19 protein-coding genes and 1 pseudogene are annotated in these 21,558 nt (G+C 53.3%); all 20 read left to right on the top strand.

What is annotated here, in order from left to right:
- Positions 1 to 1,011 (top strand): UDP-N-acetylglucosamine 4,6-dehydratase (inverting), encoded by a 1,011-nt coding sequence (gene pseB, locus KK078_RS26805; RefSeq protein WP_254093421.1) that lies wholly within the window; start codon positions 1 to 3, stop codon positions 1,009 to 1,011.
- Positions 1,008 to 1,886 (top strand): aldo/keto reductase, encoded by an 879-nt coding sequence (locus KK078_RS26800; protein WP_254093420.1) that lies wholly within the window; start codon positions 1,008 to 1,010, stop codon positions 1,884 to 1,886. The genes pseB and KK078_RS26800 overlap by 4 nt, the downstream gene beginning before the upstream one ends.
- Positions 1,887 to 1,928: 42 nt before the next feature.
- Positions 1,929 to 3,080, top strand: coding sequence for a UDP-4-amino-4,6-dideoxy-N-acetyl-beta-L-altrosamine transaminase (gene pseC, locus KK078_RS26795; RefSeq protein WP_254093419.1), 1,152 nt, complete (start codon positions 1,929 to 1,931; stop codon positions 3,078 to 3,080).
- Positions 3,081 to 3,126: 46 nt separating this feature from the next.
- Positions 3,127 to 3,885 (top strand): glycosyltransferase family protein, encoded by a 759-nt coding sequence (locus KK078_RS26790; RefSeq protein WP_254093418.1) that lies wholly within the window; start codon positions 3,127 to 3,129, stop codon positions 3,883 to 3,885.
- On the top strand, positions 3,882 to 5,171 hold the full coding sequence (locus KK078_RS26785) for an aminotransferase class III-fold pyridoxal phosphate-dependent enzyme (protein ID WP_254093417.1): 1,290 nt from the start codon (positions 3,882 to 3,884) through the stop codon (positions 5,169 to 5,171). Before KK078_RS26790 ends, KK078_RS26785 begins: the two co-directional genes overlap by 4 nt.
- 2 nt (positions 5,172 to 5,173) lie before the next feature.
- Entirely contained in the window at positions 5,174 to 6,616 is a 1,443-nt protein-coding gene (pseG, locus tag KK078_RS26780) for a UDP-2,4-diacetamido-2,4,6-trideoxy-beta-L-altropyranose hydrolase (protein WP_254093416.1), read from the top strand.
- 5 nt (positions 6,617 to 6,621) lie between these two features.
- Positions 6,622 to 7,665: a pseudaminic acid synthase gene (gene pseI, locus KK078_RS26775; protein WP_254093415.1), complete on the top strand. Its 1,044-nt coding sequence runs from the start codon at positions 6,622 to 6,624 to the stop codon at positions 7,663 to 7,665.
- A 448-nt stretch (positions 7,666 to 8,113) separates the two neighbouring features.
- Positions 8,114 to 8,269 (top strand): annotated as a pseudogene (locus KK078_RS30890) (DapH/DapD/GlmU-related protein); the annotation flags it as partial.
- A 407-nt stretch (positions 8,270 to 8,676) separates the two neighbouring features.
- Positions 8,677 to 9,675, top strand: a complete 999-nt coding sequence (locus KK078_RS26765; protein WP_254093413.1) for a phytanoyl-CoA dioxygenase family protein — start codon at positions 8,677 to 8,679, stop codon at positions 9,673 to 9,675.
- A gap of 30 nt (positions 9,676 to 9,705) precedes the next feature.
- Entirely contained in the window at positions 9,706 to 10,995 is a 1,290-nt protein-coding gene (locus tag KK078_RS26760) for an oligosaccharide flippase family protein (RefSeq protein ID WP_254093412.1), read from the top strand.
- Complete coding sequence (locus KK078_RS26755) at positions 10,982 to 12,295, top strand: capsular polysaccharide export protein, LipB/KpsS family (RefSeq protein WP_254093411.1); 1,314 nt, start codon at positions 10,982 to 10,984, stop codon at positions 12,293 to 12,295. The genes KK078_RS26760 and KK078_RS26755 overlap by 14 nt, the downstream gene beginning before the upstream one ends.
- 9 nt (positions 12,296 to 12,304) lie before the next feature.
- A complete protein-coding gene (locus KK078_RS26750) occupies positions 12,305 to 13,339 on the top strand; it encodes a glycosyltransferase (protein ID WP_254093410.1) in 1,035 nt (344 codons plus the stop codon).
- A gap of 31 nt (positions 13,340 to 13,370) precedes the next feature.
- A complete protein-coding gene (locus tag KK078_RS26745) occupies positions 13,371 to 14,612 on the top strand; it encodes an O-antigen ligase family protein (protein WP_254093409.1) in 1,242 nt (413 codons plus the stop codon).
- On the top strand, positions 14,593 to 15,849 hold the full coding sequence (locus KK078_RS26740) for an O-antigen ligase family protein (protein WP_254093408.1): 1,257 nt from the start codon (positions 14,593 to 14,595) through the stop codon (positions 15,847 to 15,849). The genes KK078_RS26745 and KK078_RS26740 overlap by 20 nt, the downstream gene beginning before the upstream one ends.
- A 3-nt stretch (positions 15,850 to 15,852) precedes the next feature.
- Positions 15,853 to 16,626, top strand: a complete 774-nt coding sequence (locus KK078_RS26735; protein WP_254093407.1) for a WecB/TagA/CpsF family glycosyltransferase — start codon at positions 15,853 to 15,855, stop codon at positions 16,624 to 16,626.
- Positions 16,623 to 17,738 carry a DegT/DnrJ/EryC1/StrS family aminotransferase gene (locus KK078_RS26730; protein ID WP_254093406.1) on the top strand — a complete coding sequence of 372 codons (1,116 nt, stop codon included), beginning with the start codon at positions 16,623 to 16,625 and terminating at the stop codon, positions 17,736 to 17,738. The genes KK078_RS26735 and KK078_RS26730 overlap by 4 nt, the downstream gene beginning before the upstream one ends.
- A 38-nt stretch (positions 17,739 to 17,776) precedes the next feature.
- A complete protein-coding gene (locus tag KK078_RS26725; protein ID WP_254093405.1) occupies positions 17,777 to 18,880 on the top strand; it encodes a glycosyltransferase family 4 protein in 1,104 nt (367 codons plus the stop codon).
- A 46-nt stretch (positions 18,881 to 18,926) separates the two neighbouring features.
- Positions 18,927 to 19,970 carry a phenylalanine--tRNA ligase subunit alpha gene (gene pheS / locus KK078_RS26720; RefSeq protein ID WP_254093404.1) on the top strand — a complete coding sequence of 348 codons (1,044 nt, stop codon included), beginning with the start codon at positions 18,927 to 18,929 and terminating at the stop codon, positions 19,968 to 19,970.
- A gap of 2 nt (positions 19,971 to 19,972) precedes the next feature.
- Positions 19,973 to 20,836, top strand: coding sequence for a 3-hydroxyacyl-CoA dehydrogenase NAD-binding domain-containing protein (locus tag KK078_RS26715; RefSeq protein ID WP_254093403.1), 864 nt, complete (start codon positions 19,973 to 19,975; stop codon positions 20,834 to 20,836).
- Position 20,837: 1 nt separating this feature from the next.
- Positions 20,838 to 21,272, top strand: a complete 435-nt coding sequence (locus KK078_RS26710) for a Rieske (2Fe-2S) protein (RefSeq protein WP_254093402.1) — start codon at positions 20,838 to 20,840, stop codon at positions 21,270 to 21,272.
- Positions 21,273 to 21,558: the final 286 nt, after the last annotated feature.

The raw sequence follows: 21,558 nt of genomic DNA, 5'->3' as shown, positions 1-21,558 counted from the left end.
ATGTTAAACGGCAAAAGTATCTTAATTACAGGAGGAACTGGATCATTCGGAAAGAAATTTGTTGAAATGGTCCTGCAGAAGTATCCCAACGTCAAAAAACTGATCGTATACTCCCGGGACGAGCTGAAACAATTCGAGATGTCGCAGACATTTCCAGAGTCGAAGTACCCCGCGATGCGCTACTTTATCGGCGACGTGCGCGATGGCGAGCGTCTGCGTCGTGCGTGTGAAGGTGTAGACACCATCATTCACGCTGCGGCCCTGAAGCAAGTACCTGCCGCGGAGTATAACCCGATGGAGTGTATCAAGACCAACATCATCGGTGCGGAGAATGTGATCAACGCCGCGATGGATGCCGGTGTGAAAGACGTTGTAGCGCTGTCGACCGACAAGGCTGCGGCCCCGATCAATTTATACGGTGCGACCAAGCTGTGTTCGGACAAGCTGTTCGTAGCGGCCAACAACTTCAAAGGGGCACGCAAGCTGAAGTTCTCGGTGGTGCGATACGGTAACGTGATGGGCTCACGCGGTTCTGTTATTCCGTTCTTCCTCGAGAAGCGTAATACCGGCACCCTGCCCATTACCGATGTAAATATGACCCGCTTTAACATCTCGCTGGAAGACGGCGTGGAGCTGGTACTGTTTGCACACGAGCACGCCATGGGTGGTGAGATCTTTGTTCCCAAGATTCCGTCCTACCGCATTACAGAACTGGCGGAAGCCATCGGCCCCAAGTGTAAACAAGAGATTGTCGGCATTCGTCCCGGCGAGAAGATACACGAAGAGATGATCACCGAATCGGATTCATTCTTTACCGTAGACCTGGGTCGCTACTATGCCATTCTGCCGCAGAACCCGGCGTGGAGCATTGACGAATACATCGTGAACCGGAAAGCAACCAAAGTGGAACCGGGCTTCGAGTATAATTCGGGCACCAACACCGAGTGGCTGAATGTAGAGCAGATTCGGACATTGATCCGCGATTACCTGGATCCAAATTTCGTTGCTTGAGCACGCTGGCGCTACACCAAAAGATCGGACTAGGCACCGTACAACTGGGACTGGCGTACGGCATTAACAACCAGACCGGCAAGCCGGCACAGCAGGAGGCGTTTGCTATCCTGGACGAAGCGCACCGCAGCGGCATTACTTTACTGGACACGGCCGACGCCTACGGCGACTCGCTAGATGTGCTCGGCCGCTATATACGGGCGCACGGGCAGAAGTCGTTTGTGATCGTCAACAAGTTTATCCATACCGGCGCACCCCTGGCCGAGAAGATGGACGCGGGATTAAGCCGGCTGGGCGCGACCCGGTTGTACGGCTATATGTACCACCGCTTCCAGGACTACCGCGACGGCGCCTGCCGCGAAGAGCTGCAGGCATATAAAAATAAAAAGGTAGTCGAAAAGGTGGGCGTCTCTCTGTATGACCTGCACGAGCTGGAACAGGCGGTGCGCGATCCGTTTGTAGACCTGATCCAGCTACCGGTACATCCGTTTGATTTTTCCGCCGGCAAGAAAGCGCTCCTGCAGGAGGCCAAACGCCAGGGCAAGGAGATACACGTGCGGTCGGTCTTTTTCCAGGGGCTGTTCTTCAAAGACCCGGAAACACTCACCGGCAACCTGACGGTGTTTCGGGAGCCTTTGCTGCAGCTAAAAGAAATTGCCCGGGAGCATAGACTTGACATCCAAACGATGTGTCTAAACTATGCGCTACACTGCGAGACCATCGACAAGGTGATCATTGGGGTGGACAGCGCCGCGCAACTGCAGAAAAATATGGCTTCGATCGTGACCGACTACCCCGCTAGTATCGCTTCCGCACTGGAGTCGATCGTCATCACCACGCCGGAAGTGCTAAACCCTTCCGCCTGGAAACCTTGATCAAAACTTTGCTTTATCTATTATAACGACCGGGATATACACATGAAACCAATTCCTTACGGCAGACAACATATTACACAACAGGACATCGACGCTGTTGTAGAGGCCCTGCAGGCCGATTTCCTCACGCAAGGTCCGCGCATTAAAGAATTCGAGGATAAGTTTGCCGCCTACGTGGGTGCGCAGTATGCCGTAGCGGTCGCCAACGGTACAGCGGCATTGCACCTTTGCACGCTGGCCCTGGATGTAACCCCGGGACAAAAAGTCATTACGACCCCCATCACCTTTGCCGCCTCGGCCAACTGTGTGCGGTATTGTGGTGGCGACGTGGTGTTCGAAGATATCGACGGCACTACGGTGTTGCTGGACGTTGAGCGCGTGCGCCAAACGCTGGCCGCCGCGCCGCGTGGTACCTACCAGGGTATCATTCCCGTAGACTTTGCCGGATACCCGGTGGACCTGGAAGCCTTCCGCCGGTTGGCGGACGAGTATGGTCTGTGGATCATTGAAGATGCCTGCCACGCCCCCGGTGGATATTTTACGGACAGCAAGGGCGTGAAGCAAATGTGCGGCAACGGCGCCTATGCCGATCTGGCCATCTTCTCCTTCCACCCGGTGAAACACATTGCGTGTGGCGAAGGCGGTATGATCACCACCAACAACAAAGACCTGTACGAAAAGCTGCTGCTGCTCCGAACGCACGGTATCACCAAGCGTCCCGACCTGCTGCACGAGAACCACGGCGACTGGTATTATGAAATGCAGGAGCTGGGATATAACTACCGCATTACCGATATGCAGAGCGCCCTGGGTATGTCGCAACTGAGCCGTGCCGACGAAGGCCTGAAAAAGCGTCACCAGATCGCACAACGGTATGACGCTGCGTTTAACAATACAGGTGTGAAGTTCATCACGCCCGGCGCCGGGACTTCGCATGCGTATCACTTGTACGTGATCCAGGTGGAAAACCGGAAGGAGCTGTACGATGCGCTGAAGAAACATAACATCTTCGCACAGGTGCATTACATCCCGGTGCACACCATGCCATACTACCAGGACCTGGGGTATAAAAAGGGCAGCATGCCAAAGGCGGAGAAGTACTATGAGAAATGCCTGAGCCTGCCGATGTATCCTACCCTGACGGACGCAGAGCAGCAATATGTAATCGACACGGTTTTACAATACGCTAAATAATATCGCCAGCACGCCGGGCTTCCGGCGGCTTTTAACCAGCGACGACATGAAAATAGTAGCGGTAACACAAGCCCGGACCAGCTCTACACGGCTGCCGGCCAAGATACTGAAGAAGATCGGCAACGACACCCTGCTGGAGCTTCACCTGAAGCGCATTCTGAAATCGAAGAAGATCGATCAGCTGGTGGTGGCCACGACGACCAACCCGGAAGATGCGGCCATTGCCGACATCGCCACGAGCCTGGGCCTGGAGTATTACCGCGGCGATGTAAACGACGTACTGGACCGTTTCTATCGCGCGGTGGAAACCAAGGGTGCCGACTATATTGTGCGCCTGACATCAGACTGTCCGTTGATCGACGCCGAGCTGATCGACAAGGTTATTCAAAAGGCTATTGACGAAAAGCTCGACTATTGCTCCAACGTGCTGGAACCCACCTATCCCGACGGACAAGACGTGGAGGTATTCCGGTTTGCCGCCTTGAAGAAGGCGTGGACGGAGGCCGCCAAACAGTCGGAACGCGAGCACGTCACGCCGTATATCTGGGGCAACTCTACCTATAAAGGCGGTACGCTCTTTCAATCCGGCAACTTCTCGGAAGGCTATACATTCGAGGGGCTGCGCATGACGATCGACGAGCAGCGCGACTTTGACCTGATCGAACAGCTCATCCTGCGCGTCGGCACGGAGCAACCGTGGCTGATGTATGCCAACTTCCTGGAGAAGAACGACGACATCCGAAATATCAACCAGACTATTACCCGCAACGAGGGTTATACAAAATCGATAAATAACGAGTCATGAGTACACGCTATAAGAAATCCGAAGAATACCTGGAACGGGCACTGAAGACCGTCCCCCTGGGTTCACAAACCTTTAGCAAAAGCAAAACACAACTGCCCCTGAACGTATCGCCGTTCTTTGCCTCGCGGGGCGAAGGCGCCTACATGTATGATGTGGACAACAACCGCTACGTCGACTTCGTCAACAGCCTGTGCTCGCTGACGCTGGGCTATAACGATCCGGACGTTACCAAGGCTGTTTCCGAGCAGCTGCAGAAGGGCACTATCTTTTCGGTAGCCCACGAGCTGGAGTTCCTGGTAGCGGAAGAGATCTGTAAAATGGTGCCTTGCGCGGAAATGGTTCGCTTTGGCAAGAATGGTTCCGACGCTACGGGCGGTGCTATTCGCCTGGCGCGCGCGTATACCAAGCGTGACCACGTACTGGTGTGTGGTTACCACGGCTGGCAGGATTGGTACATCGGCACCACCACACGCGATCTGGGTGTGCCGGAGTCCACCAAGGTGCTGACACACAAGTTTGCCTACAACGACATTCAGTCGCTCCAGGCCAAGCTGGAAGAGCTGAAGGGTCAGGTGGCGGCCGTGATCCTGGAGCCGGTGAACGTATTCCCGCCGGAGAACAACTTTCTGCAGCAAGTAAAAGAGCTTACGCATCAGCACGGTGCTGTGCTGGTATTTGACGAGACCATTACAGGTTTCCGCTATGCCAACGGTGGTGCGCAGGAATTCTTTGGCGTCGTGCCCGACCTTGCTACGTTCGGCAAAGGGCTGGCCAATGGCTACCCTGTATCGGCCATTGCCGGTAAGGCGGAGATCATGAAGCTGATGGAGGAGATCTTCTTCTCGTTCACCTTTGGCGGTGAAACGTTGTCACTGGCGGCTTCGCTCGCGACGATGAAAAAGCTGCAGCGCGAGCCTGTGATCGAAAAGATGCGCAAGACGGGTGAGGCGATCATTTCCAAACTGAATGCACTCATTCAAGAATACAAGCTCGAGCACGTCATGAGCGTGGCGGGCTACCCGGTGTGGTCGTTCCTGATGATCAAGGATACGGAGAAATATACTTCGTGGGAGCTGAAGACGCTCATCCTGCAGGAGATGTTTGCCAACGGTGTATTCTTTATCGGCACGCACAATGTGAGCTATGCGCACAGCGACGCAGACGTCGACCACCTGATGGCTACCTACCGCATTTGCTTCGAAAAGATCAACGAAGCGCTGGCGAAGGGTAACCTGGCCGGGCAACTGCAGTGCACGCCGCTGAAACCGCTCTTTAAAGTACGTTAATCTTGAGTCAACGGACACATATCTACTTTCGCGCAGACGGCAGCGCGCACATGGGGCTGGGGCATATCCACCGGTCACTTGGGCTGGCCGCGATGGTGGCCGACGCTTTTGTCTGCACCTTCGTGACCCGCCACCCGCTGCCCGCGCTGAAGGCGATGATCGCCGATGTGTGTCAGGAGTGTATCGACCTGGGCGATCTCGATCCGGCCCAGGAGGCGGAGCATATCGTCCGGAACCTGCTCACTCCCCAGGACATCATCGTGCTGGATGGATATCATTTTGATCTTGCCTACCAGCAGGCTATTGTCAAAACCGGGTGTAAGATCGTATGCCTGGACGACATACACCGGTATCATTTTCTGGCGCACGCCATTATCAACCATGCGGGTGGCATCGATCCTTCGCTGTATAGCGCCGAGCCGTATACCCGTTTTTACCTCGGTCCCCGCTATACATTGCTGAAGAAGCCCTTTCTGGAGGCGGCGCGGCACCGGCATGAAACTCCCGCCGGCAATGCGTTGTTTATCTGTTTGGGTGGCGCCGATCCGGGCAACCAGACGCAGTATGTGTTAGAGAAGTGTCTGGCCCATAACTTCGACGAGTACATTGTCGTGGTCGGCGCGGCGTATCAGCACTATGCTTCTTTGCAAGCGTTTGCTGCGCAGCGCGGGGCCATTCGGGTGTTGTCCGACCTGGCGGCGGACGACATGGTGGCCTTTATGCGACAGTGCCGTACGGCGATATGCTCACCCAGCGGGGTGGCCTACGAATACCTCTGCACGGGCGGGGCGTTGTATCTGCACCAGACGGCCGATAACCAGGAAGACCTTTGCGCCTACCTGTTGCGGGAATCGCTGGCGTTTGCCTTTGCGGATTTTCCATCGGTCCCTGGCTTTGCTGTGGCGCAAGCCATGGCCGCACAGGCAAAGATCTTCGACGGCCGTTCGAACGAGCGTCTGCAAAAGGTCTTTCTGTTACTGGACTATGACCTGCACGCCACATTACGCCGGGCGACGGCGGCAGACGTTGACATAACCTATGCCTGGGCGAACGACCCCGAAACACGGAACCAGTCTTTCCAAAGCGGTGCGATACCGTATAGCGATCACGAAAACTGGTTCAAAAGGAAGATCACAGCAACGGCTGCTTATTACTATATCGTAGTCTATAAGCAGCAGCCGGTAGCGCAGATACGCTTTGATCTTGTGGGAGGTGAGGCGATCATCAGCTACGGCATAGACGCCGCTTATCGCGGCAAAGGGTTGGGCTCGTGGGTGTTGCAACGGGGCATCGAGCAGTTCCGGAAAGAGCATACGCAGCCGGTGGCGATCATCGGGTATGTAAAGGCCTCGAACGAAAAGTCCAATTCGATCTTTAGGAACATGGGGTTCACGCAAGTGCCCACGGAAGAGAACTATAAAGAAGCATTCAAGTATAAATTATAAGCATCATGGAGTTCAAAATAGGTAATCGGGCCATTGGCCATCAGCATAAACCGTTTGTGATCGCAGAAATGTCGGGTAATCATAACCAGTCCATCGACCGGGCGTTGGCCATTGTCGACGCGGCGGCGAAAGCGGGTGCGCATGCCATCAAGCTGCAAACCTACACGGCCGATACCATGACGATCAAAGGCGCCTATACCATTCAGGACAAAAATTCGCTGTGGAATGGCAAGGAGCTGCACGATTTATACAAGCTGGCGTACACGCCGTGGGAGTGGCACGAGCAAATCTTCCAACGCGCAAATGAGCTCGGCATGATCGCCTTCAGCTCGCCGTTCGATCCCACCGCTGTAGATTTCCTGGAAAGCCTGAACGTGCCGCTGTACAAAGTGGCGTCGTTTGAAAACACGGACCATCCGTTGCTGAAAAAGATTGCCGCTACCGGCAAGCCTGTGATCATGTCAACCGGCGTGAGTACGCTGGCGGATATTTATGAGTCGGTACAGGTGTTGCGCAACAACGGTTGTAAACATCTCACGTTATTGAAGTGTACCAGCACGTATCCGTCTACGCCCGAGAACACCAACCTGCTGACCATCCCTGTTATGCAACAGATTTTCTCCGACTGTCTCATCGGCTTGTCTGATCACACCATGGGTGTTGGCGCTTCTGTTGCCTCGGTAGCCCTGGGTGCTCGCGTCATTGAAAAACACTTTACGCTGCGCCGTGCCGATGGCGGCGTGGATAGCACCTTCTCGCTGGAGCCGGAAGAGCTGCAGTCACTGGTGGTGGAAAGCGAGCGCGCATTCCTGGCACTGGGGCATGCGGAATTCGGTATCCTGGAGGCAGAGGTCAACAGCAAGAAGTTCAAGCGCTCGATCTATGTAGCGGAAGATATTCGTGCGGGCGAGGTTTTCTCGGCGAAGAACCTGAAGGTGATCCGCCCCGGTGACGGTCTGGAGCCGCGGTTCTACGAAAGCCTGATTGGCTTACCTGCGAAAAAAGATTTGAAGAAAGGATCGCCGTTGATGTTCAACGATATTTTATAAACCGTTCTATATTCCGAAGCGATCGCACATGAAAGCCTGGCTGTTTTACCTGAAGTTTATTTTAAAAGGTGGGTATACCAATTCTTTTAAGAAACTAACATTCGCGGCTACGTCGTGGATTGGAAAAACGGTCAGTATTTACTTTGAGCCCGGGGGTACACCGCGCCAAACGATCACGCTGGGCGAAGGCGTACGTGTCGGTAATTTTTCTGATCTCACCGTCGGCCCGAACGACGCGCTTATCCTGAAGGACCGCACAACCCTCAACACCCATTGTAAGATCATCGGCGAGGTTACCATCGAACGGTATTGCTTGCTGTCGGCCAACATTTTCATATCGTCGGGTCAGCACTACGCCACACGGTTTCCGTCGTTATTGATCCGGCACCAGGATGAAAAGGTTCTGGGAACAGAAGAAGGACTACGTCAGCATTCAAAACCGGTGCACATCGAAGAGGATGTTTGGATCGGGTTTGGGGTATTCATCAAGCAAGGCATTACTGTCGGTCGCGGCGCGGTGATCGGCGCTAACGCGGTTGTGCTGCACGACGTGGGACCTTACGAGATCGTGGGTGGCAACCCTGCAAAAAAGATCAAGGACAGGCTGGTGTTCTCACCACCCGCACATATCCGGGCCGACATCGACGAGCACCGTCCGTACTTTTATCGTGGATTTGACCACTATGGTGTGCATCGCCCCAATCCTTCGGGCGCACCCGGCATGTTTGCCTTCGAAGAGAGCACCGTAGCCATACCCACCACGTCGACCGGTACGATTCAGTGTCGTGGGTTTATTACCGGGACGCAACCTGTTACGGTCGCGGTTTCGGTTGACGGCCATTTGATAGGAACGTACACCCTGCAAGGTGCAACCTTCGACCTAAACGTACATCTGACCGGTCAGGCGCCGGTCGACGAGAGAATTAATCCCTTTTCTTTTATTACTTTTGCGATTCCCTACGACAAGAGACTTTTTCTCGGCTTCAACAGCATAAAAATTGTTTAATCTATATGGTAGAAAACGTTAAGATAGCGCTCGCCAGCCTCGTTTTTTGGGCCGGCTATTATTGGTACAAAATTTTTAACAAGACCCCCTTGTATTCGTACCTGAGCCTGCGAAAATTGTTCTATACTTCGAATACGCAGTTCAATAGAAGGCTGAGTGAACGCATTGCCAAAAACAACCCTGGTTATACGTTAAGCGCTACCAACGGCGTGTTGGGAAACCTGAGCACCAGCGACCTGACAAAAATCAGCCAGCAAATTCAACAAGAGGGCTACTACGTATTCCCGGCTTTCCTCGACGATGCTACTATAGCCTCCCTGACAGAACTTTCTTATCGCACGAAAGCAAACCTGATCCCCAAACCGAAAGACGGTGGCCCGGGTGAAGACTTCTTCAAACGGGATGCTCCGAGAACCATCAAGTATCAATTTCTTGAAAAAGACCTGGTACAGGATCCGGTGATCCAGAAGCTCATTGCCGATCCCAGCATTCTGGCGGTATCCCAGGCTTTCCTCGGTTCCAAGCCTATCCTCGATCTGATCTCGATGTGGTGGTCGACGGCCTCTGCAAAAGCTTCCTCGGAAGTGGCTCAATTATACCATTGGGATATGGAGCGGATCAAATTTTTGAAATTCTTCTTCTACCTCACAGATGTCGATACTGAAACCGGACCGCATTGTTATGTAAAAGGTTCGAATAACGGATTCCCCGAATCTGTACGCCGCGATGGTCGCATCGAGGATGCCGAGATCGCAAAGGCTTACCCTGCCGACAAGATCATCGAGATCACCGGCAAGCGTGGCGCCATCCTTGCGGTGGATACGAGCGGGTTCCACAAAGGAAAAAGTCTGAGCCGTGCGGATCGTTTATTATTGCAGTTCGAATTCACCAACAGCTTGTTCGGCATCAATGCAGAGAACTTCGATATCGACAAGGCCTCTCCTGAGTTTACGGCTGCTGCAAGCGCTTACCCGTTTGTGTACCAGCGCTACAAGGTGAAATAAGTTTTTTGATCGCAGCACCTTGTTTATAGCATGCCTACCATCACCAATTTCCTAAAGGGGATTTCCTTCGAAAATGTAAAGGGCACGCTGTTCAATTTTGGCTTCCGGGTCGGGGGTATTTTTGCAAAGTTCCTGCTGGTGGTATACATCAGCAAGGAGATGTCGCTGGAAGCCCTCGGTCTATACAACATCGTTGCTGTAACGGTGGCCTGGTCGGTATATGTAATAGGTTTTGAGTTCTACGCCTATTCCCTGCGACAGATTGTCGGTGAATCGCCCGACGTGGTAGCCGGTCACGTCTTCAATCAACTGGCGTTCCACTTTACAGGGTTTTCGTTCCTGTTGCTGTTAAGCCCCCTGCTGGTTATCCTGGACTTTGTTCCCCTGGAGGTCCTGCATTATTTTATCCTGATCACCATATTCGATCAGATGTCGCAGGAGTGCTTTCGCATTTTGATCGCGCTGGAACGATCACAATTTGCCAATTTCATTTACCTGCTCAAGAGTGGCTTGTGGGTATACCCGCTACTGCTGTTGCCCACGGTGTTTGGATGGGACATCAATATACACCTTATCCTGGGTTCGTGGGTGGCCGGCACCGTCCTGTCATTCTTTTTCGGCTTGTGGAAACTGTGGACGCTGCGGATTCTGAGATTCCGGAGTGTGACGTTGAACATCGCGTGGATCCGGCAGGGCATTGTCGTTGCATTTCCTTTTTTGATTATTTCTATTGCCCAGCAGGCAATGGATTTCTCCGACCGGTATCTGATCGACTATTTTTTGGGCAAGACAGAGGTTGGCGTTTATAGCTTTTATTATGGCATCGCCAGTGTTCCCACTACGCTGATCACCAGTGTGCTCGTGGCGCAATACTATCCACGGGTCATCAACGTATTTAAATTCGATCGGCCGGAAGCCGAAAAGCGTGACGTGATCAAACGATTCCTTTGGCAATGTATCGGTCTGGCCATCATTACCAGCGGCGCCGCGGTAGTATTGATCAATCCTCTTCTCAACTTTATAAATCGTAAGGAACTGTTGGATCAAATCAGCTTATTCTACCTGATGCTGCTCCAGGTGATCATGTTTGCCGTGCAGGTGGTAGTACAGACCATTCTTTACGCCAAACATTTCGACCGCGCGCTGCTCTATAGCGCGCTGGCTGGAGCGATCATCAACATCGGTTTAAATATCTGGCTTATACCCGTCCTGGGGCTCTATGGCGCCACGCTGTCGACCATCGTCGCCATGCTGCTGATATTGACCATCCGCACCATCGTCTACTACACACAAAAGAAAATTATTCATGAAAGAATTTGATATAGCGATCGTTAGCTCATACCACGAGGAAATACTGGCGGCCGACTGGTATTTCACCATCCAGGCTCAGGGCAAGCGCTGTCTGATCATCACGCCCAACCCCAACGAATACAACGTGCTGGTAAAGCAAGGTGTCGATGCGGTCTACCTCAACGATTACTTTCCCGCGAAAACGCCTTCGCGCGCAGCGATAGATGGGTATTTTCGGAAGAAGGGTATAGACGACATGGTTAAATATGTGTCTACCGAGCGAGCCTACTATGGACAGAGCAATAACCACATTATCCGCTATGCTTACCGCTATGCAGAAGCGTTCGCGCGCGTGTTGGAAGAATATAAAATCGGCATCGTGTTACATGCCGTGCAGGGCGGTGAGGTTGTGCGGCGCTGCGCGTCGTTAATTGCCGACGAGAAAAAGATACGGGTCATCTACCTGGGCGAGACGTTTATTCCACACACGATCAATTTATACGCTGACGAATTCCGCACCATGCTCGAGCCGCAGGAGAAGCGCGTCATGGCACCCGGGGATGCGCAGAAGTTTATCGATGACAAGATCCAGCGTAAGCCTGTGATCTTCTACGAGACCGAGAAACGGCGTTATGTTCGGACCCCCTTGGTAAAGAAATTTTTCACGTTGATAAAGGAGGGCAACTGGAACATCATCCGCGCCTATTTTGCCAGCAAATGGACGCTCCAGGTGGACCGCAGGATCAAAGACTTTTATACCCGGGTTGCCGGCACGTTCCACGACTTCAACAAGGACGACAAGTATTTTTATTATCCTTTCAATGTCGATGCCGAGTCGGAGCTATACATCCGAAACTACGAGTACATCGACCAGGCAGGGGCTATCGAGAAGCTGGCGGCCCATTTACCTGCCGGATATAAGCTCTATGTGAAGACGCACCCAGGCCTCGAAGGACACCTTTCGATCAATAGCTATCGCCGGTTGAGCCGCCTGCGCAACGTCGTGGTGCTTCACGCAAAGGTCAACAGCTTTGATGTTGTGAAGAGCAGCCAGGGTGTTATCATTGTATCGTCCACAGTAGGCGTGGAAAGCTATATCATGGGCAAGCCCACGTGTGTCATCGGCCACTGGCCGTATGTAGTCTACGGCAACTTCCCGGCAACCAAAAACATGAGCGAGGTATTCGACAAGCTGCTATCGCCCACGCGCCCCCCGAACGAACCGGTGAAGTTCATACAAAACCTGTATGCCGGGTCGATCGAAGGCTCACTCTGGATGGGGCACGAAGATTTCAAAAAGATGGTGGCCGGCATTCTGGCCTTAAAGTAATTGTACGCAGTGGCGAAGATCCTATACATCAAAAAGAAGCCTACTACCGTCAAGTGGTCGGACGTCCTTCAGCGGCAGTTTGAAGCGCTCTGGCGGCTGTCTGGCGGTAATGTCGATTTGTACGAAGTCGACACCGGTGGGCTGTTGGCGTATGGGAAGAACATTCTCCGCATCGGCCGGCTTATGCGGCAGAACAAATACTCGGTGGTATATGTCAACCATGTGATCTGCGCCTACCCGTTTGTGTTGTCGCGCTGGTTTTATGGCAAGAAGGGTGCTGCCACGGTGTTGGCGCTACACGAAACGGAGCCTGTGCTGGGTTGGCAGTTTGTGCGGGCGCATAGCGACATGCTGAGCACGAAAGAAAAAGTACGCTACACCAAATTCCTGCAGTGGCCCCTGCCGTTCTTTGACAGGCTGCTGGTGCTGAACAATCGCCAACGTACCAACACGGCCCTGGCGCAACGGTATGTGCAGCAGAACTACCTGGGAGTGGATCCCGAGGCGTTTAGTGGCCCCGGGCAACATGACTTGAAGGCGGGTGCTCCATTCCAGATCTTCTTTCCGCACAATCCCGGACGGCCTGAAAAGGGTTTTGCCCTGACGGAGCGGGCCATAGAGAACCTGCCGTTCACTTTTCACCTTACCGTAGGCGGCCACATTGCCCACCCCGATATGCCGGCGGCCTACCACAAGAGCCACGTCGTGATGCTCACGGGTATGTATGAGACCTACTCGCTGGTGCTGCTGGAAGCCATGGCGGCCGACCGGTTTATCATCGCCACAAAAGAGATCGGGCTGGTGGAAAACCTGCTGGAGCTTTACACCGTCGAGGCGCTGGAGGCCTACGGCCTGTTTGTCGTAAACCCGGCGGTGGCCGACGTCCGCCAGGCGCTGATACGCGCGCAGGCTGTGGCGGCCGTAAAGAAACCTGCTACCCGGGCGCTGCTCCTCCAGGAAAAGTTGACAGAAAAAGACTGTAACGAGCGATTGTACGAATTTCTGACTAATTTTCACGGTCTTCAATTTACCCCGCATGCGTAGCTACTCGTATTCTGCTAACGCTTTTTTCTTCATGACGGTACTCTGGGTATTGCTGATACGCCTTTTCACCGAGTTGCCGCGTTCTATTACGGCCGTAGGCTGGGCGGAGTTGCCGGAGAACGACTACAATCGCATAGCGTCGGCGTTGCTGATCCTGATGATGACGGGTGGCATTGTTTTTCGCAGAAAGCTTCAGGTCCGGTTTGCGCTGCAGCAAGTACTGGTGGCCGTGGCGCTGTTGATGGTGTTTTATACTGGCTGGGCGGTGCACACCTTTCATCAGGTGGGCATGAGCTATACGGGCATCGGCGTGGTGATCATGCGTTACCTGATGGAGATCCTGATCGCCATTTTCTTTTGGAACTTCGTGCGCTCGGAGCGCGACCTGCATCGTATTAAATCGATCTTTTACCTCCCGGCTATTCTGCTCATCTTTCTGATCACATTTTTGCAGATCGCAACGTCGAGCTTTGAAAACATCCAGGGGGTGGATCGCCTCATCGGTCCCTTTGGCAATCCCAACACGCTGGCGGCGTTCATGCATTTCTTTATCGTCATCACGATCGTGCTGTACGTACAGGAGAAAGGTCCGAAGTTCTGGCTGCTGCTGCTGGCGCAATACGTGATCTTGCTGTATACCGGCAGTATTACGATGACGCTCGCCCACCTGCTCTTTCTATTTTATGTAGGTGTATCGAACCGGTGGTATAAAAGCAAACTTTTCTACTATGCTACCGTGGTGATCGTTCCCATGGCATTGGCGGCGTTTGTGATCAAGCTTGATGCGATCCAGGATCGCCTCGCGATATTGTTCAATACAGACACCTTCGAGCTGCACTCGGGCTCTTCTATCCTGTGGCGGTGGGAAGCGTGGACTTCCTATATCTCCCTGCTCGACTCGCCGCTCAAGTGGCTCTTCGGCCTGGGCATCGGCACGCACCGGTCCATCTTCCTGAACGGATACCCCGGTAGCCTGACCGGGATCTTTGAGGCGCCGGGCACTCACAACGACTATCTTGCCGTATTGGTGGATTTTGGGTTGTTGGGATTGATCCTGTTCTTTATCTGCCTGCGGGCTGTGTTGCGTTACCTGCGGTCACTCGAAAAAGTCGATCCGAAGGTCCGGTATTTCCGGTATTATATCTACAGCCTGCTTTTTGCCATGCTTTCCGAAAACATGATCGACCAGTTGTCGATGTCGTTGGGCATTCTTTTCCTGGTGAGTTATTGCAAAACGGTATACCTGAAGAAACATGAGCGTAGCATTGCCTGACAAGGTGCATCGTTTTGCGGAGCGCATGCTGCCGTACAGCATCTATGCGTTCATGGTGTTGTACCCTTTTTCGGTGAAGTGGGCAAACTTCAGCATCCTCGTGCTTTGCGCGCTGGGCCTGCTCAGCAATCCGCTGTCAGCCAAGGTGAAGAAGGCGAAGGCCAGCAAAGCGCTTTGGCTATACCCGGCGTATTACGGGGTGTTGCTGATCGGCATGCTCTATAGCGAGGATCGGCGTTACGCCTTTAAGATCCTTGAAACCGGTATATACTTCCTGCTGTTTCCGGTACTGTTTGCCACGGCCGCGACGCTCAATGCCAAAGCGCTCCGAACGATCGGCATATTACTCGTCGCCACCACCTGCGGTGCTGCGGTCTATTGCCTGGTGCAGAACGTCCTGCACTTTCACGCAAATGACATCTCGTTCGACCGCTTCTTTACCTGGGAATATTCTTATAGCAACCTGACCCGGTACATCGGGCTGCACCCCACCTATTTTGCGGCGGTAACGTTGCTTGCATTCTTTACGTTGCTCCTGCGGGGGGACTTTTCGACGGTGCCGAATAAAGTAGTATACGGTTTTATCCTGCTGTTCCTTTTTGTGTTTCTTATTCTGCTGGGCGCCAAGATCGGTCTGGTGATCTTTTTTGTGGTGGCGCTGGCGCTGGCCTTTGTGTACAAGCTCAACTCCAGACGGCAGCTGCTGGTGCGGGTGGGCGGTATTGTATTGCTATTGGTCGCGGCGTATAACACTCCCGTTATTTACTGGCGTTTTAAGTCCGCTTTCGATGGCGTTGTACATGCCGCTTCGGGGCGGGACGGAGCTGCAGACTACCGTACCTTGCACTGGGGTTGTGCGGCGGGTGTGATCCGGGAGAGTCCGTGGGTGGGGCATGGTATTGGCGATGTACAGGCCAGGATGAATGCCTGTTATGAGGGACTCGGCCGACTGGAAGAGCTTCGTAATTATAGTGCTCACAACCAATACCTCGACGTTTGGGCAAAGGTTGGCCTCCTGGGGCTGGGCATAACGCTGTTGTGCCTGGTATCTCCGCTTTACCAGAGCCTGAAAACGCGCGACCTTCTTTTCAGCATTGCTTTTTTCGTTTTTCTGGCGGTATGCCTGACGGAATGTTTTTTGAACGTTCAAAAGGGTGTTACGTTATTTTGCTTTGTGGCTTCCCTGTATTGGGGACACATCCATCACCAACATCAACCCGGGAAGTTAACCGCCTGACGTATGACGAACGACATGATACCGAAAATTTCTATAGCCAACATTCCTGTACACCTCTTTACGGTGGATTCGTTGCACGAGCAGGTTAAGCAAACCATTCAGGGACCGGACCGAAAGATGTTCCTGCACGCCAACGCCCGTCTGATTGAGCTGGCCAATACAACGGACCCGTGGCTGGTAGAGTTCTTCAACAACACCGTGGATTATGTGATGTGCGATGGGGCCGGTGTACAATTAGCGGCCAAGCTTACCCGGCAGCCGGTGCCGCAGAAGATCGCTTACAACGTATGGTTTTGGAGCTTTGCCCGTTTTCTGGCACAAAATAATTTCACGATATACTTTCTCGGTTCGGAAGAGACCACCTTGCAAAAGGCCATCGGCCGCATACAAGCCTTCGAGCCTAACATTCGCATCGTGGGCCATCACCACGGCTACTTCGACAAGAAAAAAAGCAGTCCACAGAACAAGATCGTGATCGACCACATCAATGCCGTGAAGCCGGATGTGATCCTTGTGGGCTTCGGTATGCCTTTCCAGGAAACGTGGGTAAAAGAAAACATCGCCGATGTACAGGCAAAGGCGTTCTTTACCTGCGGTGGTGCCTTTGACTTCTTTGCCGGTAAAAACCTGGTGGCGCCCTACATCTTCCGGAAGTTTTACCTGGAATGGTTGTTCCGGTTCTTTTTAGAACCGCTGCGTCTCTTCGAGCGGGCCACTACCAGTAACTTCCGGTTCGTCAAGGCAGTATGGAAAACACGAAAGGATACGGTGCAATGAAGGTTCCCTTTATCGATCTGCATGCGCAGTATATGTCCATCCAACCGGAAGTAGACACGGAGGTGAAAGATGTGCTGTTGCAGGCGTCGTATATCGGGGGGCATGCCGTTAAGGGGTTTGAGGCGCAGTTTGCCAAGGCGTTGCAGATCAATCACTGCATCGGCGTCGGTAACGGCACGGATGCCTTGTATACCATCCTCGCTGCGCTTGACCTACCGGCGGGGGCCGAGGTCATTACACCGGCGATGAGCTGGATCTCTTCGGCGGAAACCATTACGCAAGCCGGTGCACGGGTTGTCTTCTGCGACGTAGATCCTGTGACCTATACGTTAGACCCGCTGCGGGTTGCCGAGAAGATCACGGACCGCACGGCTGCCGTCGTGGTGGTTCATCTGTACGGGCAGTCGGCGCCGATGGCTGCTTTGGCGGCGCTCTGCCGGCAACACACACTGCACCTGATCGAAGACTGCGCCCAGGCGCACTTCACCCGGGACGGCGAACGTTATGCGGGCACGTGGGGTGATGCTGCGGCCTTTAGTTTTTACCCGACCAAAAATTTAGGTGCCTACGGCGACGCCGGGTGTATCGTCACCCGTCACGAAACACTCGCGCAACGCATGCGCCGGCTGGCCAACCATGGCGCCCTGGTAAAAGACGATCATCTTTTTGAAGGGTTCAACAGCCGGCTGGATGCTTTGCAAGCCGCGATCCTTTCGGTCAAGCTAAGGCATCTGCCTCGCTGGAATGCGCGGCGTATAGCGCTGTCCGATCTATACAAAGGCTTGCTGCAGGGGGTGGAGGAAATTGTGTTGCCGGTGGTACGGCCCGATACGGTTCATACGTATCACATTTACGCCATCCGGGCCAGGCACCGCGATGCGTTAAAACAATATCTGGAGGCCAACGGCATCCTAACCGTCGTTCATTACCCAGTGGCGCTTCCCAATCTGCCGGCGTATCATTCCCTGGGCCATCATCCGGAGGATTTTCCCGTGTCCAGCAGGTTGCAGGGTGAGGTGTTGTCTTTGCCCATCTACCCCGAACTGACGGAAGAACAGGTGCGGTATGTGTGCAAAAACATCCTCGACTTTTACGCCAAACACGGCGTTTAAATGTACAAAACCTTTATTTTTGCTCGTTATTTGATTTTATGGCAATCCAGCTAGCCGCTGCAATTACTTCGTTTGTTATAGCTTTCCTGATCGTTCCGGTGATCATCAAGTTCTCTTTGCGGAAAAAACTGGTGGATATCCCCGGCCGTCGGAAGATCCACAAACGCGATACGCCTTCAATGGGGGGTATTGCCATTTTCCTGGGCTTTTTTATTTCGTCTCTGATCTGGATCGACATCCAGAGTTGGGGCAATATCAAATTTATCCTCGTAGCCCTTTTTGTCATATTCTTTATCGGGGTGCGCGACGACTTAGTTCCGCTGCGGGCCATGATCAAACTGATGGGGCAGATCATGGCGGCATCGCTGCTGATCTTTTTGTTTGACCTTCGCATCAAGTCGTTCTATGGTTTGTTTGGCGTGCACGAGCTGCCCGACATCATCAGCTATATGCTGACGTATTTTACGATCATCGTGATAACAAACTCTTTTAACCTGATCGACGGTCTGGATGGTCTGGCGGGGACGATTGCCATCCTGGCGCTGACCGGTTTTGGTACGTGGTTCTTTTTGATCAACGATTCGATCTTTTCCATTCTGTCGTTCGCGATGGTGGGTGCCATATTTGCATTCCTGATCTTTAACTGGGAGCCGTCCGAAGTCTTCATGGGCGATACGGGGGCGCTGGTGATCGGGATGATGCTCGCCATATTGACCATCCGGTTTATCGACCTGAACTACAATCTGTCGGAATACTCGCCGTACAAATTCAACGCGTCGGTCGCGACGGCATCGTGCTTTATCATTATCCCCCTGGTGGATACGTTGCGCATTGTCATTCTGCGCTTGCTGAAAGGGCAGTCGCCGTTCAAGCCCGACAAGAGCCACGTGCACCACGCCATCATGCGCCTGGGTATGACACACGGCCGCACCACCATAATCCTGGGTGCCACCCAGGTGGTGTACATCGGCCTGGCCCTGATCTTCCGCGATTTCTCGGAGCGTTATGTGTTGACGGGAGTGATCGTGTTATCTTTTATCCTCAGTGTGACGCTCGACCGAATGATCCTCGGACGACTTTCTACGAAAGAGGTCGACGAGCGGGAGATCGAGGAGCGGGAAGTTGAAGAGGAAGAAGGTTAGGGATTCCAGCGCAATATTGTATTTTTGAGGCTTACGCATTGGTGTAATGGAAGAAAGGATTCAGACGTTATTGCAGGAGATCAACGCTTACAACGCCACGGACAAGGCGGGTGTGGAAGCGTACCGCCTGCGGTATACCAGCAAGAAAGGTGTCGTGGGCGAGCTGTTTGAAGAGCTCAAGCAGATGCCTGTCGAGCAAAAGAAAACGGCCGGAAAGATCCTGAACGAGCTGAAGCAGGCAGCTGAAGCGAAGCTGAGTGCCCTGCAAGAGCAGGTGGAGACTTCCACCGCTTCCGCCAACGCCCTGGACCTGACGTTGCCCCCCGTTCCCAACACTACGGGCAACCTGCATCCACTGACCCTGACACGCTACCGCATCATCGAGATCTTCGAGCGGCTGGGCTTTAACGTGGCGGATGGTCCGGAGATTGAAGACGACTGGCATAATTTCTCTGCTCTGAACTTCCCCGAGAACCACCCTGCACGCGAAATGCAGGATACGTTCTTCATTGAAAAGAAAGGCGTTGCCGGTGCGCCACAGGACGTGCTGCTGCGTACGCATACTTCCAACGTACAGATCCGTTTGATGAAGTCGCAGAAACCGCCGATCCGTGCGATCATGCCGGGACGGGTGTATCGCAACGAGGCCATCTCGGCGCGTGCGCACTGCTTCTTTCACCAGGTTGAAGGCTTGTATGTGGATAAGAACGTCAGCTTTGCTGATCTGAAACAGACGATATTCCACTTTGCCAAAGAGATGTATGGCAAAGATGTTAAGTTACGGCTCCGCCCTTCTTTCTTCCCGTTTACGGAGCCCAGCGCCGAGATCGACGTGACCTGCCTGATCTGTAAAGGCGAGGGCTGCGTGGTGTGTAAGCGCAGCGGGTGGGTGGAAATTGCCGGTGCCGGCATGGTCCATCCCAATGTGCTGCGCAACTGCGGCATTGATCCGGAGGAATACACCGGCTTCGCCTTTGGCATGGGCATCGAGCGTGTGACGCAGCTACGCTACCGGGTCAACGACCTGCGGTTGTACTCTGAAAATGACATCCGCTTTCTGAAACAATTCAACACCAGCGGCATCGCGTAACCATGGCTCCTATTCAGCACATAGCGGTAATAGGAGCAGGAACCATGGGACAGGGCATTGCGCAATTATGCGCCCAGGCCGGCTTTAAAGTCCTTCTGTACGACATTCAACCCGAGCTCGTCAAGGGCGCGGTACATGCTATTGCGCACAGCCTGGACGTGTCGGTTCAAAAAGAGAAGATCACTGCCGGCCAGCGCGAGGCTGCCTTACAGAACATTGTTCCTACCAGCGACTTCCGGTTACTGCAGGTAGACCTGGTCATCGAGGCGGTCATTGAAAAACTGGAGGTAAAACAGAAATTGTTGGTAGAGGTAGAGAAGCTGAACGACCCGCATTGTATTCTCACCAGCAACACATCCTCCATTGCCATTACGCAGATTGCCGCGCCGCTGAAATATCCGGGGCAGTTTGCCGGACTTCATTTCTTTAATCCCGCCACAACTATGAAGCTGGTGGAGATCATCCGCGGCACCGCGACGAGTGATTCGACCGTCAACACACTAAAAGACTTTTGCCAGCGTATACATAAGACAGCCGTACTGGCGGCCGACTCGCCCGGGTTCATCGTTAATCGCGTAGCCCGGCATTATTACACCGAGTCTCTGAAGCTGGCCGAAGAGCGGGTGTGTACGATCGAGGGTATCGATCAGCTATTACACGCTACGGGCTTTCGTATGGGGCCGTTTGCTTTGATGGACCTGATCGGCATCGATATTAACTATGCTGTAACCGAAACGATTTTCAGGGGCTTTCATCATGATCCTAAGTTCCGGCCCAGCCGCCTGCAGCAACAAAAGATTGCTTCGGGGCAGTTGGGGCGCAAGACCGGAAAGGGGTTTTATGATTACCCGGACCTTCCGAAATAGTATGATGCGTAAGTCTTTGTTTTTTCTGCTTTTGCTGGGCGCCTGCTCTTCCGATCTGAGTGATGAAGCGATCGCTCCGGCTTCCTTTCCGGATTATCCTGTTAACCTGAACCTGCCGGCGTATAACGACCTGCGCACGAAGGGATGGATGTATATCAATGAGATCGGTGTTCGTGGGGTGATCCTCTACCGGGTGCCCAATTCGTTGGAATACTATGCATTTGAGCGGAACTGCACATTTCATCCGTACGAGGCTTGCTCGACGGTGGAAGTGCATTCGTCAGGGCTCTATATGGTCGATCCGTGCTGCTCGTCTACGTTCGACTTTGGCGGGAATCCTACGTCGCCTCCGGCGATTGTACCGTTGCGGCGGTATGATATCATTCCGAATTCGGGGAACAACACTATTGTTATCACCGACGGCGTTATTCAGTAGTATTGCCATCCATCATGCCGTTCAGGAGCGGCCCGATAGTAGGGTCTCGACAAGACCGGGACTAAAGCAGGTCACGCTGAACCTTGCTTCACTAACGCCATAGCGGGATAAAGAGCAGGCTACTACCTGGGGCCAGAGACCCTGGAGGAGGCTCGTCCCTTTCTCAGATATTTCCTTTCCAACCCCCACTTGCCCGAAGGCTATAAAACAAAAAAGCCTTGATATTGCTATCAAGGCTTTGTTAAAAGAAAGGCAACGACTTACTCTCCCGGGTGTTATCCCAGTA

Origin of the sequence: Dawidia soli, assembly GCF_018598185.1 — a bacterium.
Classification (GTDB): domain Bacteria; phylum Bacteroidota; class Bacteroidia; order Cytophagales; family Cyclobacteriaceae; genus Ohtaekwangia; species Ohtaekwangia soli.
Note: the sequence above shows the minus strand (reverse complement) of the source record. Positions and strands in the feature narration are given on the sequence as shown.